General features: G+C 36.7%; 12 protein-coding genes. 3 read left to right on the top strand and 9 right to left on the bottom strand.

Annotated elements, in window-relative coordinates:
- Nucleotides 1-416: 416 nt before the first annotated feature.
- Nucleotides 417-1,313 carry a LysR substrate-binding domain-containing protein gene (locus CXF79_RS11605; protein WP_232769154.1) on the bottom strand — a complete coding sequence of 299 codons (897 nt, stop codon included), beginning with the start codon at nt 1,311-1,313 and terminating at the stop codon, nt 417-419.
- A 102-nt stretch (nt 1,314-1,415) separates the two neighbouring features.
- Between CXF79_RS11605 and CXF79_RS11600 the strand changes: the two genes are divergently transcribed.
- Complete coding sequence (locus tag CXF79_RS11600) at nt 1,416-2,075, top strand: FMN-dependent NADH-azoreductase (RefSeq protein WP_101155045.1); 660 nt, start codon at nt 1,416-1,418, stop codon at nt 2,073-2,075.
- 537 nt (nt 2,076-2,612) lie between these two features.
- On the opposite strand, the gene CXF79_RS11595 is transcribed toward CXF79_RS11600, so the two are convergent.
- Nucleotides 2,613-2,987: an RNA-binding S4 domain-containing protein gene (locus tag CXF79_RS11595; RefSeq protein WP_101155043.1), complete on the bottom strand. Its 375-nt coding sequence runs from the start codon at nt 2,985-2,987 to the stop codon at nt 2,613-2,615.
- Between the two features lie 370 nt (nt 2,988-3,357).
- On the opposite strand from CXF79_RS11595, the gene ttcA reads away from it, so the two are divergent.
- A complete protein-coding gene (gene ttcA, locus CXF79_RS11590; protein ID WP_101155041.1) occupies nt 3,358-4,302 on the top strand; it encodes a tRNA 2-thiocytidine(32) synthetase TtcA in 945 nt (314 codons plus the stop codon).
- A 152-nt stretch (nt 4,303-4,454) separates the two neighbouring features.
- On the opposite strand, the gene CXF79_RS11585 is transcribed toward ttcA, so the two are convergent.
- From CXF79_RS11585 to CXF79_RS11555, 7 genes are all read right to left on the bottom strand, one after another.
- Nucleotides 4,455-5,336, bottom strand: a complete 882-nt coding sequence (locus CXF79_RS11585; RefSeq protein ID WP_101155038.1) for a glucosaminidase domain-containing protein — start codon at nt 5,334-5,336, stop codon at nt 4,455-4,457.
- 24 nt (nt 5,337-5,360) lie between these two features.
- Complete coding sequence (locus CXF79_RS11580) at nt 5,361-6,188, bottom strand: hypothetical protein (RefSeq protein ID WP_011043765.1); 828 nt, start codon at nt 6,186-6,188, stop codon at nt 5,361-5,363.
- Nucleotides 6,189-6,320: 132 nt separating this feature from the next.
- Entirely contained in the window at nt 6,321-7,007 is a 687-nt protein-coding gene (locus tag CXF79_RS11575; protein WP_011043766.1) for a LysE family translocator, read from the bottom strand.
- Nucleotides 7,008-7,381: 374 nt separating this feature from the next.
- Nucleotides 7,382-7,969 carry a DUF1415 domain-containing protein gene (locus CXF79_RS11570; RefSeq protein ID WP_101155036.1) on the bottom strand — a complete coding sequence of 196 codons (588 nt, stop codon included), beginning with the start codon at nt 7,967-7,969 and terminating at the stop codon, nt 7,382-7,384.
- A gap of 57 nt (nt 7,970-8,026) precedes the next feature.
- Complete coding sequence (locus tag CXF79_RS11565; RefSeq protein ID WP_011043769.1) at nt 8,027-9,835, bottom strand: ABCB family ABC transporter ATP-binding protein/permease; 1,809 nt, start codon at nt 9,833-9,835, stop codon at nt 8,027-8,029.
- A 207-nt stretch (nt 9,836-10,042) separates the two neighbouring features.
- On the bottom strand, nt 10,043-11,758 hold the full coding sequence (locus tag CXF79_RS11560; RefSeq protein ID WP_101155034.1) for an alkaline phosphatase family protein: 1,716 nt from the start codon (nt 11,756-11,758) through the stop codon (nt 10,043-10,045).
- 289 nt (nt 11,759-12,047) lie between these two features.
- A complete protein-coding gene (locus CXF79_RS11555; RefSeq protein WP_011043771.1) occupies nt 12,048-13,031 on the bottom strand; it encodes a helix-turn-helix domain-containing protein in 984 nt (327 codons plus the stop codon).
- Between the two features lie 362 nt (nt 13,032-13,393).
- Here CXF79_RS11555 and CXF79_RS11550 point away from each other — a divergent pair, with 362 nt between their 5' ends.
- Nucleotides 13,394-14,962 carry an arylsulfatase gene (locus CXF79_RS11550; RefSeq protein ID WP_011043772.1) on the top strand — a complete coding sequence of 523 codons (1,569 nt, stop codon included), beginning with the start codon at nt 13,394-13,396 and terminating at the stop codon, nt 14,960-14,962.
- Nucleotides 14,963-15,141: the final 179 nt, after the last annotated feature.

Here is a 15,141-nt window from a genome sequence, read left to right as displayed (position 1 = left end):
GCTCGTTTGGGTATTGTTGATTGTTGATTGTTGTCAAATTATAGATAGCAACAGCCATGCCATCTATTTCGATTTAATAATTAACTGTTTTATTACAAACAGTTAATTTTTTATACGACAAAAAAAAGTAACCACTGTCTGGTAATCTATAGCGGTTACAGTGTTGAAGGGTTCTTCTTTGCACCAAAATAGTGCTGTCCGTCGAGGCGTGCATGCGCGAGGGTAAGGCAATCCGTATCAGTCTATTGATGGCTGTTGAATCATGTGGGAGAAAATCATTCATATTGTGAAAATGCGGTGAAACATGTGCGGGAGCTGAAATACCCCAGAATTAGGCACTTAAACGATATGTAAGCGGACATTAATATCTAAAAGGTATCAGGGAGGTCCATATAGTGGAAAAAATTCTCCTTAAACTACATTAATTCATCTACGACCCAGTTTTTAAATGCCATGATACTTTTGCTGCGCAGGTTGTGCTCAGGAATCACTAGATAGTAACTAAACCCGTCTATTTTTTTTCTATTCTCAGTAAAGTGATATTTAACTAACCAGCCTTGTTCTATTGCATTTTGAACAAGAAGGGAACTCACCAAAGCAATACCTTGCCCAGCTAATGCTGCTTGAATAATATGGTGTTCTTGAGTGAATTGACGAGTTTTGTACACTAGTTCATGGTTATTATTGTCTTTAAATAGTGTATGCCAAGAAATCTCGGTAAGATTTTTATTGTCCCATTTAGTTTCTAATAGATTCGCACTTCCTAATAAATTTATGCTTTTAATATAGTTAGGCGTGGCATATACACCTATTTCCTCAGTAGTTAATAATATTGAGTTTTTCAATGGATTATCATAAGTACCATATCTAATAGCGAGATCTATCCTTCTATCTTTTTCTAAGTCTTCAACTTGTTCACCTGTTTTTACTGCAACGTCAATGTCTGGATACAATTGATTAAATTTGCTTAAATTTGGCACCAACCACATTGCTGCAAAAGATGACGTCGTACTCACTGTAATTATATTTTTAGTATTTGATATCTCACTAATGGTATTAGTCAATTGTTGTAAAATGTTATATGCAGTTTCGGCTAATAGTTTACCCTCTGGGGTTAACTCGATAACTCGTGTTTTTCGTACGAATAATAAAGTACCAAGCGCTTCTTCTAGTGTTTTAATTTGATGTGAAATTGCTGTTGGTGTTACGTGAAGTTCTTCAGCAGCTTTTTTAAAGCTTCCTAATCTAGCCGCAGCGTCAAACACTCTTATGCTATTTAAGGGGGGAAGTTGGGAATGCATTTTAAATCTCATAGATAAGTTTTACTCATCTATAAGGTAGTATTCATCGTTTGTCAACAAGAAGTAATCCAACCAAAATAGGTCCACAAATTATTCAAACAGATTAATGAAAACATGATTACACTACTACATATAGACACAAGTGCGAGAAGAACAGATAACGATGTTAAAGAGTACAATTCGATTTCAAAATCACTTGCAGCTCATTTTATGGATAAGTGGATTACTTTAAATAGTAAAGATAAAGTTATCTATAGGGATTTAGGGCTAAACCCACCTGATTTTATTAGCCAAGATTGGATTGCTGCTGTATTTACACCTGATGAAAAACAAAGTGAAGAACAAAAATCACTTTTGACTTTATCTGATACGTTAATTGATGAAGTGGATCAAGCTGACATAATTGTCATTTCTTCTCCCATGTATAATTACGGCATGCCAGCTGCACTTAAAGCTTGGTTTGACCAAGTGGTACGCATAAATAAAACATTTACTTTTGATTTGGCCAGAGGTGACTTTCCTATTGAGCCAATAATGTCTGGTAAAAAGCTTATTCTTATATCTTCTAGCGGCGAGTTTGGCTTTGAAATTGGTGGCATTAGAGAAAAGATGAATTTCTTAGCACCACATGTTGAAACAGCAAGTAAGTATTTAGGAGTGGAAGAGTTTTACGAGATTAAATCTGAGTACCAAGAATTTGCTGATGCAAGACATGGGGAGTCGCTTAGCAATGCATATAGAGGTGTTGAAGAGTTGGTAAAACAGCTTGTTTAAGGTTTTAAGTACAAACTCGCCATTATCAGATTGTTTTTTAACTCTAATAATAGGTCAGAAAGAGGTGAAAATTAGCTCTGTAAATCCAACTTATAATGACTACTCATGAGCCAATAGCGGAAGTTGGAACCTAACTTACTTCTACCTTCCACTTTGAGCACAAAATGATCATTAATTTCATATGATTTTTTCTAATGAATAGGCTTAGTTAGTTTATGGTCAGTTCTGTAATAACTTTCGTCAAATGTAACACCAGAGGTAACAACGAGCACCCACAACAACAACAACAACAACAACAACAACAACAACAACAAAGAACCATATACAAAAGTGTACATAGCGGAAACCGAGTCCCGTCGCAGCACCAAATTAGGGGTTAATAACCTCAAAAAAAAACCGAAAAACCTTTATTAATAAGCTTCTCGGTTATCTATATCTAAAGCTATCTCATGCTATTTTTAAATTCACGGGAATTGAGTTGTCCCCAATTAAAAAACTGCTATTTATTTTAAATGACTCTGAACTTTTAACAAATAATTAAACTGAAGTAGGCTTTCTTTTCGGGCGTTCTTTCGATGAGTCACTGGCAGTGACTGCTGCAATAGCACGCGCCTTACTTTTAGCTCTTTTTTTAATTTTTGATTTATTATTCGCTGAAACAACGGTACTAATAAACTCTGCTGTTTTTTTAGCCGGAGTATAAGCAACTTCAATCGTTTTACCGTCAAAATCGATAACATCGCCACGGCGAATTTTTTTACGCTTTTGCACTTCTACTTTCTTATTTACTAAAATTTTACCTTCGCTGATCAGGGTTTTAGCTTCGCCATCGCCAACTATATTGGAAATTTTGAGTAATTTATAAAGTTCTATAGGTTCAACACAAATGTCGATAATTGAGTGTTCAGACATGAAATACGCCTAATAATTTTAAATAGTAATATTGTTAAATTCTAACATATATAACGGTTATTGAATAAAGCTTATATTAAGGATATTTTAAAATACTGAGCTAAAATAAGCGCTAAATATGTGTGTAGTGTTAAAGTAAAACTGGCTACTGGTTTGTATTGAAGGCAGCATCTTTCCTATGGCTATTTCTCTAGTAGTCAATTAATGTACTTACATAAGATCTTTGGCGGGGTAATCGCTGACTACTGGGCTTGAAATAAACGATATTATTGGATATAGAGCATCGAAAAATGATCACTTCATTAGTGCAATTGGTATTATCAAACTGCTATAATTCCCGCCGTTAATTCACATCAATAAAGTAAAAAACATGACAGAAGCACAGCTAACCTTACCCACAACGAAACTATCGCCAACTCAAAAAACACAATTTATAAAATTAGAAAAGAAACTTAGGCGTAATGTTGGTCAAGCCATTGCGCAATACAACATGATTGAAGATGGCGATAAAGTGATGGTTTGCTTGTCTGGTGGCAAGGACAGCTATGCCATGTTAAGCATTTTAATGCTATTAAAAGAATCTGCTCCCATTCATTTCGACATCATTGCGGTTAATTTAGATCAAAAGCAACCAGGTTTTCCTGAGCATATTTTACCCGAGTATCTCGATAAACTCGGTATTGAGTATCATATTGTTGAAGAAGATACTTACGGTATTGTCAAAGAAAAAGTACCTGAAGGTAAAACGACTTGTAGTTTATGCTCTCGATTACGCCGTGCTGTTTTATACAAAGCAGCTAAAAAGATTGGTGCCACTAAGATAGCACTAGGCCATCATCGTGATGACATGATTGAAACCCTAATGTTGAACATGTTTTATGGCGGTAAGATGAAAGCAATGCCAGCAAAGCTTGTCTCTGATAATGGTGAACATGTGGTTATACGCCCTTTAGCCTTTTGTAAAGAAAGTGAGCTTATTCAATACAGTGAATTAAAACATTTCCCTATTATCCCGTGTAACTTGTGTGGCTCTCAGCCCAATATGCAAAGACAAAATATAAAACGCATGTTAAACGATTGGCATGATCAATTTCCGGGGCGTATTGAATCTATGTTTACTGCAATGCAAAACGTAGTTCCTTCACATTTATGCGACAGTAACTTGTTTGATTTTAAAAGCATTAACAGTACTTCGGGTATTATTAATGGTGGTGATACTGCCTTTGATGAAGTAGCGATTGAAGCACCACAAGACTTGTCTACGAAAAATCAACCTAATGCTGATCAGCTGCTCAATGTAGTTGAAGTAAAATAGTTAATTGCAGTTGGATTAAGTTTTAACTGATTCGCTAAAGCAACACAAATAAAAACGGCCAATGTTAATAACATTGGCCGTTTTTTGTTTATTAATTTTTAAATAACTGAACTAAACGTTTGAAAGATTATTTAGCTAATAAACTTAAATTATTAATCTGCTGACGCAGTCTGTTGCTGACTAGCAGGCTTAACAAAGTAACGTTGGTTATGTCTTAACATGTCAGTTATATCTAACACGTACTGCACACCACGCTCAGAATAAGGTAACAAGCCTGTTGCTAAAATTTCAGCATCAAGCGCCTGGTCTTGCGCTCTTAATTCAGCACGAATCGTTCTAAACACATGATAAGCATTATGCTTATTTATATTATTAAAATAGCCTGAAACAGCAGCATCAACACTTTGAAATGCAGCTACTTCATGTTTGGCTCCAGTATTACGCCCTCCTGGAACCATGCCACAGCCCGTTCTATAACACCAAATACCGAAGAAGTTTAAACCTATACGGGCAAAACGTGATGTTCCCCAAGCAGACTCATTAGCAGCCTGAACCAATACCAATGAAGTAGGGATAATATCAACACGTATCAACAAATCATTAATCTGCTGTAAAGTTGAAGCTTCTTTATTAATACGATAAGCCTTGATAAGGGTTTGCAGTGACGTTTGTTCTTCTACAGTAAGCCCTAAACCAAGTGAGATCTGCTCATGCCAATGCTCAAGTTTCGATCTATCTTCAGCTAATTCGTTATTTTTTGCTTCTATTGCTGGACGAACAAAATCAAAGAATTGACGTTTTTTTGTTGGAATATCATAAATAGCAGCAAAATCAGGTAAATTTACCTGATGTAATGGTTTCTCTATTACTTTTACTTTTTCAACAACCTGAACAACAACCTTATCAGTAACAGGTTCAACAGCGACCTCTACGATAGTAATTAAAGGTTTAGGCACTAAAAAAGTAAAAGGCGCGACTACCGCAATGACTAACGAAAAACATGCGACAAAACGAACGAATAACATTATTTTCATAAAAACTCCTTATTTATGATTAAATTAGGCAGAAAAAGTATCATCTGAACCATTGTGATCAGAGTCTTTATTGGCGGAATGACTTAATGCCGTATCAGTAGTCTTCTGCTCGGAATAAACACCAAATATTTCACGATACAAGACACCTTTAATGTTGTAATACCATGGTGCTAAATAAGACAGACCAAATAAAAACACCATAACGGCAAGTGGTGCCAAACTCGACTCGATCAATAATGCGATAGGAAAAGCTAACGAAATTAAAGCCAAAAACAGTACCGAATAAATAGCTAATAGTGGCATGATCTTAAAGCGTAATGCTTTAACAGATAAAGCAATAGCTTGTACTGGGGTTAGATTCTTTTCTACCACTAAAGGTATCGTTAGTGACAGTAGTACGGCTAATAACACACCGGGTATAATTAACAATTGAAAACCGAGACTAATCAATAAAGAGGTTAATAGCGCACAAAGTGCAACCCAACTTCCACGATGTAAGAATGAGAGTACCATGTTGATTTTTGTTGGTTTGCTCACTGCGTGGAATACACCCATCATTTCTATGCCAGCCATAAAAGGCCATACAGCAATAGTCACAATGACATTGATCAGTTGCAGCGACTGAGGGTCTTCGATAACACGCTCAATACCACCAAAAAAACTACTCGCAATAAACGACACTATCATACCGAACACAGTGACTAAAAGCAGACCTATATTGATAGACATTCTCGACTGTAATGTGTGCTGCCACGCTTCGGTTAAAATAGCTTTAACATTAATTGAGTACTCGCCTTTTACAGCACGCTCAACACTACCACCAATGGACACAATTATATTTTCTTCTGGCAAAGCTAACCCTTTTTAATTCATTAATACTACATTTGTCATCTATTATACTGGAAATGATAACAGATTGCTCACAGCTCAATTTAACGGCAATTTGAAGAGACAAACAAAGGTAAACTGAAAAATAAATAGCGGTTAATTAAGATCACTTAACACAAGTTGAATCGCTAATAGCAATAAGATTAACCCCATAATACGGTCTAAAATATAGCCTTTACGCTGTAAAACGTAACGAACTCTCTCTTGAGTTAACATATAAGAGAGGAAACAGAACCAAGCCGCTGTAGCTACAACTAAATAAGCACCATAAGCAATTTTGATACTCAATAGTGTTTCGGGTGCTATTACTACGGAGAATAAACTCACGAAGAATAATGTTGCTTTAACATTTAAGGCGTTGATTAAAAAACCACTAAAAAAGGCTTTTTTAGCCGATGGGTTATCGATTGTCGTCTCGGTTTTTGTTATCTCGTTCTGTGTTAACGCATTATTATCAGGATCTTCGCTGGCAAAAGTTGATGACTCACTATCAGGTTTTTTAGACTTAAAACAGTGCCACGCTATATAACAAAAATAGCTGGCAGCAATATATTTTAATGCGGTAAATAAACGCTCATCACTGGCAATTAAAAGGCCTATGCCGACCAAAGAATAAGTAACATGAACAATAATGCCCGCGGCAATACCGAAACTAGTATAAATGGCAATGCGTCTGTTATAGCGAATACTTTGTTTTAAAATAAGCGCAAAGTCAGGACCTGGGCTTGCTACAGCTAGAAAGTGGACCATAGCGATAAGTAAGAATTGTTCTAAAACGGGCATATTTCAACAGGAGTATTTATGAAAAGTGCTTCATTTTACCTCAGAATTTGAATAAAGCGACCTTAGTCAACTAATACGCTATGCCTGCAGTGTAAGCAATTAGCTACTGATCGTTATACGTTGGATAGATTGCTGTACTAGAATGACGCGGTAAAACGCCCAAAGATCTTCAAAGCAATTAAAGCGATATTCTTTACCGTGGTAACTAGTTTTCATACGCTAACCTATACATGTTATATAACGAACAAACAGTGTATAAGTTTCAACCAAACAATAGCGTTAACCAAACGTAATTTAGCGTATTGATTGGTTATCTTTAAATAGTTTTCCGCAAATCTGTTTTCAAAGCTTATAGTTTAGCTTTGAAATACAAACTATTTTTGTGGGTGATTTTGATGTATGCGTTTTAAAACGTCTTGAAAATAATTACTACCTTTTTGCTCCGCTAAGGCCATATTTTGTTCAGGTATTTTTTCAGGATCTTTATACACAGCTAATACTCTTGCCATACTTGCTTCGCGGATAATATGCAGCATTGGATAAGGAGAACGATTGGTAAAGTTACTCGCATCATCAAAATCATCATCCGCAAAACAGTATTCAGGATGCATCGTTGCTAACTGGAATATACCTTCAAAACCTGACTCAATAATCAAGTCATTGGCATAATCTACTAAATCGAGGTAGCGGTCGAAACGACGAAATCCTTCTGCAAAGATGATCAGAGTCGTCTCAATCTCTTCATGTTCTTGTAGATAATGGCATTGTTCTATCACTGTTTGTAAAGCAGGTTTAACTTGCTCAGCTTCCGATTTAAAATAACAAATAGTGTTATTAACAAATTCTTTTTTCGCAAAAGGACAAAAATTCAATCCTATTATAATTTCATCTAGCCATTGTTTGGTTGCATCAACTTCCACTGATGATTGTTGGTCTGTTAATTGCTCTTCGTCTTTATTCATAACGTTCTTACTCTAACATTGTTATTTGTTGTAGTTCATCTTCATGACTCGCTAGCGCTAAGATTGCTGTAGCTGCCACATTTTACTGTATTGACCTTCAAGTTCGAGTAATTGTTGATGATTACCCTGCTCAACTATTTCACCATGATTCATGACAATAATATTGTCACTATCAATGATGGTTGATAGGCGATGTGCGATGACAAGGCTGGTTCTACTTTTAGTCACTTCATTTATTGCGGTTAAGATAGCTTGTTCTGAATGACTATCAAGTGAGGAGGTTGCCTCGTCAAACACCAAGACTTGTGGATTCTTTAAGATTGTACGGGCAATGGCAACTCGTTGTTTTTCACCACCTGAAAGTTTTAATCCTCGCTCTCCCACTACCGTTTCTAACCCATCAGGCAAACTGCTAATAAATTCAGATAAATGTGCTAGTTCAATGGCTTTTAATACTTCATCTTCGCTGGCTGTTGGACAACCGTACTGTACATTATTAAATAAAGTGTCGTTAAAAAGCACAGTATCTTGCGGTACAATACCAATATGGCTACGTAGTGATTGTTGACTCACTTGACTGATATCTTGCCCGTTAATCTGAATGTTGCCAGAGTCAACATCGTAAAAACGAAATAACAATTTTACTAAGGTTGACTTACCTGAGCCACTTTGACCAACAACAGCAACTTTTTCACCTGCATTAACCTTAAAAGAAATCCCTTTAATGATAGGTCGCTTGGCATTATAGGCAAAGGCAATGTTATTGAAAACTATACTCGCTTCAGTAACCGAACTATCACCCTGCTCTGCCAAATTTAACATTGCAGCGTCAGGAACATCTTGTACCTTAGGTGCTTTAGCTAATAAACCAAATAAGTTTTCAATATTTGCCAGCGAGCCCTTTATCTCGCGATAAACAAAGCCTAAAAAATTAAGTGGCATAAATAACTGCATCATAAAGGCATTTATCAGAACAAAGTCTCCAAGGGTCATAACATCTGCAGCAACATCACTAGCTGCAAGCGCCAGCATGGCAGTCATAGCTGCGGCTATAATGAGTGCTTGGCCACCGTTTAGAGCAAATAAAGATAAACGGTTTTTAATTTTTGCCTGTTCCCACGTTGACAACTGTTGATCATAAGCTTGCGCTTCAAATTCTTCATTGGTGAAATACTTCACCGTTTCGTAATTTAGTAAACTATCAATAGCACGAGTATTACTTGATGAGTCTGCTATGTTGGCTGCACGGACATAGCGAGTTCGTAACTCAGTGGCAAAAACTGAATAAGCAATATAGGCAATAATTGAGGAAAGCGTTATAACCGCATACCATATGCCATATTTCACAAATAAAATAGTCACCACCATCACTATTTCAAGCAAGGTGGGTACAATGTTAAAGACCATAAAGCGCATTAAAAAATTGATGCCCGAAGTGCCTCGGTCTATATCACGAGATAATCCTCCCGTTTGTCTATTCAGGTGAAAATCTAAATCAAGGGAATGCAAATGACGAAAAACTTTTAAACCAATGCGCCTTATAGCTCTTTCAGTAACTCGGCCAAATAGCGTATCTCTGATTTCAGCAAAAACTACGATGGATAACCGCACTAAACCATAAGCGGCCACTAAACCTAAAGGAACAATAATTAAAGCGGAATCAGTACCTGTACTATTAGCGTCTAATGTATCAACGATATCTTTTAATATGAAAGGCAGGTAAACACTGGCTATTTTAGTAAAAACTAAACATGACATAGCAAACGCAATACGTTTTTTATATTCGAATAGGTAAGGTAAAATAAGTTTGAATGCTTGCCAGTTGATGGAACTGACTTCTTGGTCGGGATAACTAGAGCGGCGCATGGCATTTCTTTAGCGGTAAAAACTTAATTTTAAATTAGAAAGTGAATTTAGCCTAATCATTAAGATAATTAGTTTACTTTAAAGCGTTAATTTTCCTTAAAATTCAATACGACCTCGTAATTATAATAAGTAAATTACTTTTTATAATAAAAATAAGCAGAATAACGGCCAAGTTATTCTGCTTATTTCTGACTATAATATTGGGTACTAATCCTTATCAAGTACTTTTTCAAGAATCTGCCCTTGGGCTCCTGATGGTGCTTTAATCCCGAGTACTGCTGATAACGTTACTGCGATATCGGTGGTACTCACTCGTCTATAGACCTTATCATCATCAATATTAAACCCTGCAAAAATTAGTGGCACAAAAGTATCGTACCCCCAAGGAGAGCCATGGGTCGCCGCCACAGTTAAGCCTTCCATATCAGCAACAAAACGATGGGCTTCAAGTACAACATAGACATCACCAGAGCGGTTTTTACTGTGGTTATTAACCACTAAAGTATGCAGATAATCTTGGGGAGTGTTACCAGTCTCTATATCGCTGCTCGTTACAGCAAGCGCAACACCATCAAATTTTGAAACTTCCATAGCAACAGCTTTTTGAACTTGCTTTAACGACAGCTTACGTTCAGCAATTAAATCTCGGTCAAGGTATATGTAAGGATGAAAGTAGCTTTTAATTAACGCAGTATCAAAGCCAAACTGTTTCTTAAGGGCTTTCATACTCGGTGCTTTATCCCATTCTTTAGGAGCAACCACATCAGTTTTCATGCCTAATGACGATAAATATGCCGGTACTTCAGCAGCGCCATGATCGGCAGATAATACGATAAGGGTATTTTCTAAACCCACTTTTTTATCAATAAAGGTGAGTAAATTGGCTAACGTGCGGTCTAATCTCAGCATATTATCTTCAGCTTCTAAACTTGAAGGTCCAAAAATATGACTAACATAATCTGTTGATGAGAAACTTACCGATAAATAGTCAGTAACTTCGTCCTGTCCTAGCTGTTCGTTATTAACTACTGCTTTAGCAAAATCTAACGTCAGCTCGTCCCCTGCAGGGCTTAAGGTTAGAAAAGTATTGAAATAAGCATTACTCATATCGCCATATTGATGCGGAAAAGTTCGGCCAAAACCGGGGAATTTAGTTTCCCATGCTTGATCATCTTGTTTTGCAAATACATATTTATCTTGAGGTTGGCTTAACTGCCACGGCTTCTGATGATATTTCTTAGTGGGTTTTGCTTCATTCCAATTTGTTACCCACTCAGGATATTTGTCATAATAATATTCACTGGTAACAAATTCTCCTGATTTTTTAGAGAACCAAAAGGCTTTACCCATATGTCCTGCCATGGAGATCGCCCCTCGGTCTTTTACTGATACGCCAAAGACTTTAGCTTTACCATTTGAGGCAATCTTTAGCTCATCGCTAAAGGTAGAAACTTGAATATTATTTGGGGAACGACCTGACGATTTTGCTGTGCGCTGTGTGGGATCAATTTCTGTTTTTTGATTAACCCCTGCATCTGCTGATAACAATGGGTAATTAGCATCTTCAACGTTATAGACTAAACGTTGTAATTTATCATCAAACCAGACATTACCTATCATGCCATGTACTGCTGGCAGTGCTCCGGTAGCAAGCGTTGCATGACCAACGATAGTTTCTGTATTAGCATGATCGTGATGAGCATCTTTATAAACTATGCCTTCATCGAGCAGATATCTAAAGCCGCCTTTTCCCATTTTATCTAGATAGGCGGTTGGCATATCCCCGCGGAGCTGATCAACGGTAATTTGTAAAATGAGTTTTGGTTTATCCGCTTGAGCTAATGCAACATTACTGCCTAAAAGTGCTGCTGTGGACAATAAAAGTCCAAGATGAGTTTTATTTTTTGTCTTTACTGTTATCATTTTTAATAATCCTTTATCGCCTATCAGTTAACAATTACAAAATTTTAGTCTAAACATTATGAGTAGATGAAAACCTAAGTTAGCATGTTACCCTATTGAATAATATGCAATTTCCGTAACACACAAAATTCCATATTTTAAGTCACTTACAATGAATCACCACAAAGAGGATATCTCACATTACTAGGTTTCGACTCACGAGCACTTATTAAATCGCAAGAGTGTGTATGGTGAACAAAATAAAAGTATGTCGATCTCTACTAATGAGTAACAGATAACAGCTTATCTTTTAATTTTCTAGCTTAAGTCTTTTTAGTGTCGCAGAGGGTAACTCTTGAAAAAGTTGACGGTATTCACTTGCGAAACGACCTAATTCTATAAATCCCCAATCAAGTGCCACATCGACAATTTTATCTTTTTTACCGCGATTAACTAATAAATCACGCCTGACACCATTTAATCGTAATAACCTCAAATAACGTATAGGCGTTACCCCTAAGTATTCTTTAAAACCGTATTGAAGATTTCGTTCACTTAATTTGGCTACTTTACACAGTTCAGGAATTGTTGGTATGTTCTGCCCATAATGGTGCAAGTAATCCATGACATGACGAACACCTTCACAACGCTTTGACTGGTTTACTCGTTTTTCAGTACAGGGTGTTGTGACTTTAAGAACATTATATGCCAGTCTTAAAATAGTATCATTTATCATACGTAATGAATTTTCGGTTTTTATAACCTCAGGCTTTGCTTTTATTACATTAATAATATTATTTACCCCTGTCGCATATTGAGTTAATGCAAGGGGATCTGTCAGGCAGGCTTTACTAATTAGCCAATCATTTGGAATTTCTTGCCCCGTGAGCATGTGAATATCATGGGAAAATGTATCTCTATCAAAAACAGCGGCGATCACATTTAAATGATTTTTAAAGTTGACATCCCAATCACCACCGGTGGCTTGGAGAATAGCGTTTTGTTCAATATGTTTACCACAAAAAGTTGTATCGTTTCTGTTTGAAAGCAATGCAGCGAAAGGCACAAAGTTTTTCGCGGGCGTCGCCTCTATCAATGCGCCTACATTAAGATTTTCACGAAAGACCTGTAATTTCCCTAAATTGATCTCCAGGTAATCCCCTTGTAATTGCCCAGTATATAACTGGGTATAACGACGGTTCTTATTCTCTTGAAATAGGGCTAGCTCATCAATATCAGAGGTCGACATGCCTCTTATTTTTTTATCGCTGTGAATTGTTTTTTGAAGATCCATTGCTTATCAAAAGTCCTTTTTCTATAAACCATCTAGTTTATTTATCGCACTAACTATAACTAAATCCTTTCGGAATTTGCATACTTAAATGTTAACCGAGTTAATATAATGTGGCAATAACAAAGCGACACTGCATTACTTGAACCTCGCTACAACGCAATCAACGTAGATAAATCCACAGCTGAAGATACTCTCAGTCGATTATATAAACGCTACATTCTGAGTAATAATTAGCCTAAGTAAGTTTTTACGCTGACGCTAAATTTGAGACTATAACCGACGTTTTCACTGGATACGTAAGATGCGTTACTGAGTTTTTCACCATAATAATTAGAATTTTGACTGTAACTAAAGGGAATACTATGGAAATGAATAATCGGCTTAAGAAGTTAGCACTAGGCATAGGTGTACTTGCCATCGCCACCAGTGCAGCAGCAACAACCAACAAAGCTAAGCCTAATGTACTAGCTATTTGGGGTGATGATATTGGTTATTACAATATCAGTGCTTATAACCAAGGCATGATGGGTTATCAAACACCAAATATCGACCGTATTGCTGATGAAGGCGCTTTGTTTACCCATCATTATGCACAACAAAGTTGTACTGCTGGCCGTGCTTCTTTCATTTTAGGTCAAGAACCCTTCAGAACCGGTTTATTAACTATTGGTATGCCAGGTTCAACACACGGTATTCCCGATTGGACACCTACCATTGCTGATCTTCTAAAAGAAAAAGGTTACATGACTGCGCAATTTGGTAAAAACCATTTAGGTGATCAAGATAAACACTTACCGACTAATCATGGTTTTGATGAGTTTTTTGGTAATTTATATCATTTGAATGCCGAAGAAGAGCCTGAAACTTATTATTATCCTAAAGATAAAGAATTTCATAAAAAATATGGTCCTCGCGGTGTTATCCATTCATTCGCTGATGGAAAAATAGAAAATACAGGTTCTATGACGCGTAAACGCATGGAAACAGCTGATGGAGAGTTTTTAGCGGGTACCTTGAAGTTTATTGATAAAGCGCATAAAGCCAAAAAGCCTTTCTTTATCTGGCATAGCTCAACTCGTATGCATGTATGGACACGTTTGCAAGAAAAGTATCGCGGTAAGTCAGGCGTAAGTTTAACGGCTGATGGTATGTTAGAACATGATGATCAAGTGGGTATATTACTTGATAAATTAGACGATTTAAAAATTGCAGATAATACCATTGTTATTTATTCAACCGACAATGGTGCAGAAAAATTTACTTGGCCTGATGGCGGTACATCACCATTTAGAGGCGAAAAAGGAACGACAACAGAAGGCGGTATGCGTGTTCCTCAACTCGTTCGCTGGCCTGGTACAATCAAGGCAGGCAGTAAATTTAATAACATGATGTCTCATGAAGATTGGATGCCAACACTATTAGCGGCAGCGGGTGAGCCAAACATAGTTAACAAGCTTAAAAAAGGTTACAAAGCTAACGGTAAAAAATGGAAAATTCATCCTGATGGTCATAACTTCTTACCTTTCTTTAAAGGCCAAGAAAAAGCATCTCCGCGCACGAGTAAATTATATTTCAATGCTGCCGGTGATTTGAATGCTGTACGTTGGAATGAATGGAAAATTGCCTTTGCAGAAGAAGAAGGCGGAATTAGCACTGCATACCGTAAAGTCCCTGCATGGCCTACCATTACCAACTTACATGCAGATCCCTTTGAAACGGCTGCAAAAGAGTCAGGAATGTACTTACGTTGGTATGCGGATAACATGTGGTTATTTGTCCCGGCACAACAACAAGTTGCACAGTTCATGTCAACTATTGACAAATATCCTTTCCAAGAAGGTAGTAGTTTAAGTGCGAGTAATATTGGTTATAAAAGCATTAGAACACAGGCTGCACTAAAAAAAATACAACAACTAAGTCCAAACCGATAATTGCTGATTTCTTAACGTTCTGTCAGTAATGGCTAAAGCCCAATAACTATTGGGCTTTTTTATTTTCATTAACTTTTGTGATAATTAATCAAAAAACAACAAATATTCACATTACACCTATTATTAAATCAAGTGAACTAAATAACTAAATAACTAAATACTACGTATAAGTTACTGTT

It is taken from the genome of Colwellia sp. Bg11-28 (assembly GCF_002836245.1).
Classification (GTDB): domain Bacteria; phylum Pseudomonadota; class Gammaproteobacteria; order Enterobacterales; family Alteromonadaceae; genus Colwellia; species Colwellia psychrerythraea_A.
The sequence above is the reverse complement of the archived record's forward strand: the minus strand, read 5'-3'. Positions and strand labels throughout refer to the sequence as shown.

What these genes read in the sequence shown, in the direction of transcription:
- CXF79_RS11605 (WP_232769154.1), bottom strand. Translation starts at nt 1,313, where the DNA reads ATGAGATTTAAAATGCATTCCCAACTTCCCCCCTTAAATAGCATAAGA.
- CXF79_RS11600 (WP_101155045.1), top strand. Translation starts at nt 1,416, where the DNA reads ATGATTACACTACTACATATAGACACAAGTGCGAGAAGAACAGATAAC.
- CXF79_RS11595 (WP_101155043.1), bottom strand. Translation starts at nt 2,987, where the DNA reads ATGTCTGAACACTCAATTATCGACATTTGTGTTGAACCTATAGAACTT.
- ttcA (WP_101155041.1), top strand. Translation starts at nt 3,358, where the DNA reads ATGACAGAAGCACAGCTAACCTTACCCACAACGAAACTATCGCCAACT.
- CXF79_RS11585 (WP_101155038.1), bottom strand. Translation starts at nt 5,336, where the DNA reads ATGAAAATAATGTTATTCGTTCGTTTTGTCGCATGTTTTTCGTTAGTC.
- CXF79_RS11575 (WP_011043766.1), bottom strand. Translation starts at nt 7,007, where the DNA reads ATGCCCGTTTTAGAACAATTCTTACTTATCGCTATGGTCCACTTTCTA.
- CXF79_RS11570 (WP_101155036.1), bottom strand. Translation starts at nt 7,969, where the DNA reads ATGAATAAAGACGAAGAGCAATTAACAGACCAACAATCATCAGTGGAA.
- CXF79_RS11565 (WP_011043769.1), bottom strand. Translation starts at nt 9,835, where the DNA reads ATGCGCCGCTCTAGTTATCCCGACCAAGAAGTCAGTTCCATCAACTGG.
- CXF79_RS11560 (WP_101155034.1), bottom strand. Translation starts at nt 11,758, where the DNA reads ATGATAACAGTAAAGACAAAAAATAAAACTCATCTTGGACTTTTATTG.
- CXF79_RS11555 (WP_011043771.1), bottom strand. Translation starts at nt 13,031, where the DNA reads ATGGATCTTCAAAAAACAATTCACAGCGATAAAAAAATAAGAGGCATG.
- CXF79_RS11550 (WP_011043772.1), top strand. Translation starts at nt 13,394, where the DNA reads ATGGAAATGAATAATCGGCTTAAGAAGTTAGCACTAGGCATAGGTGTA.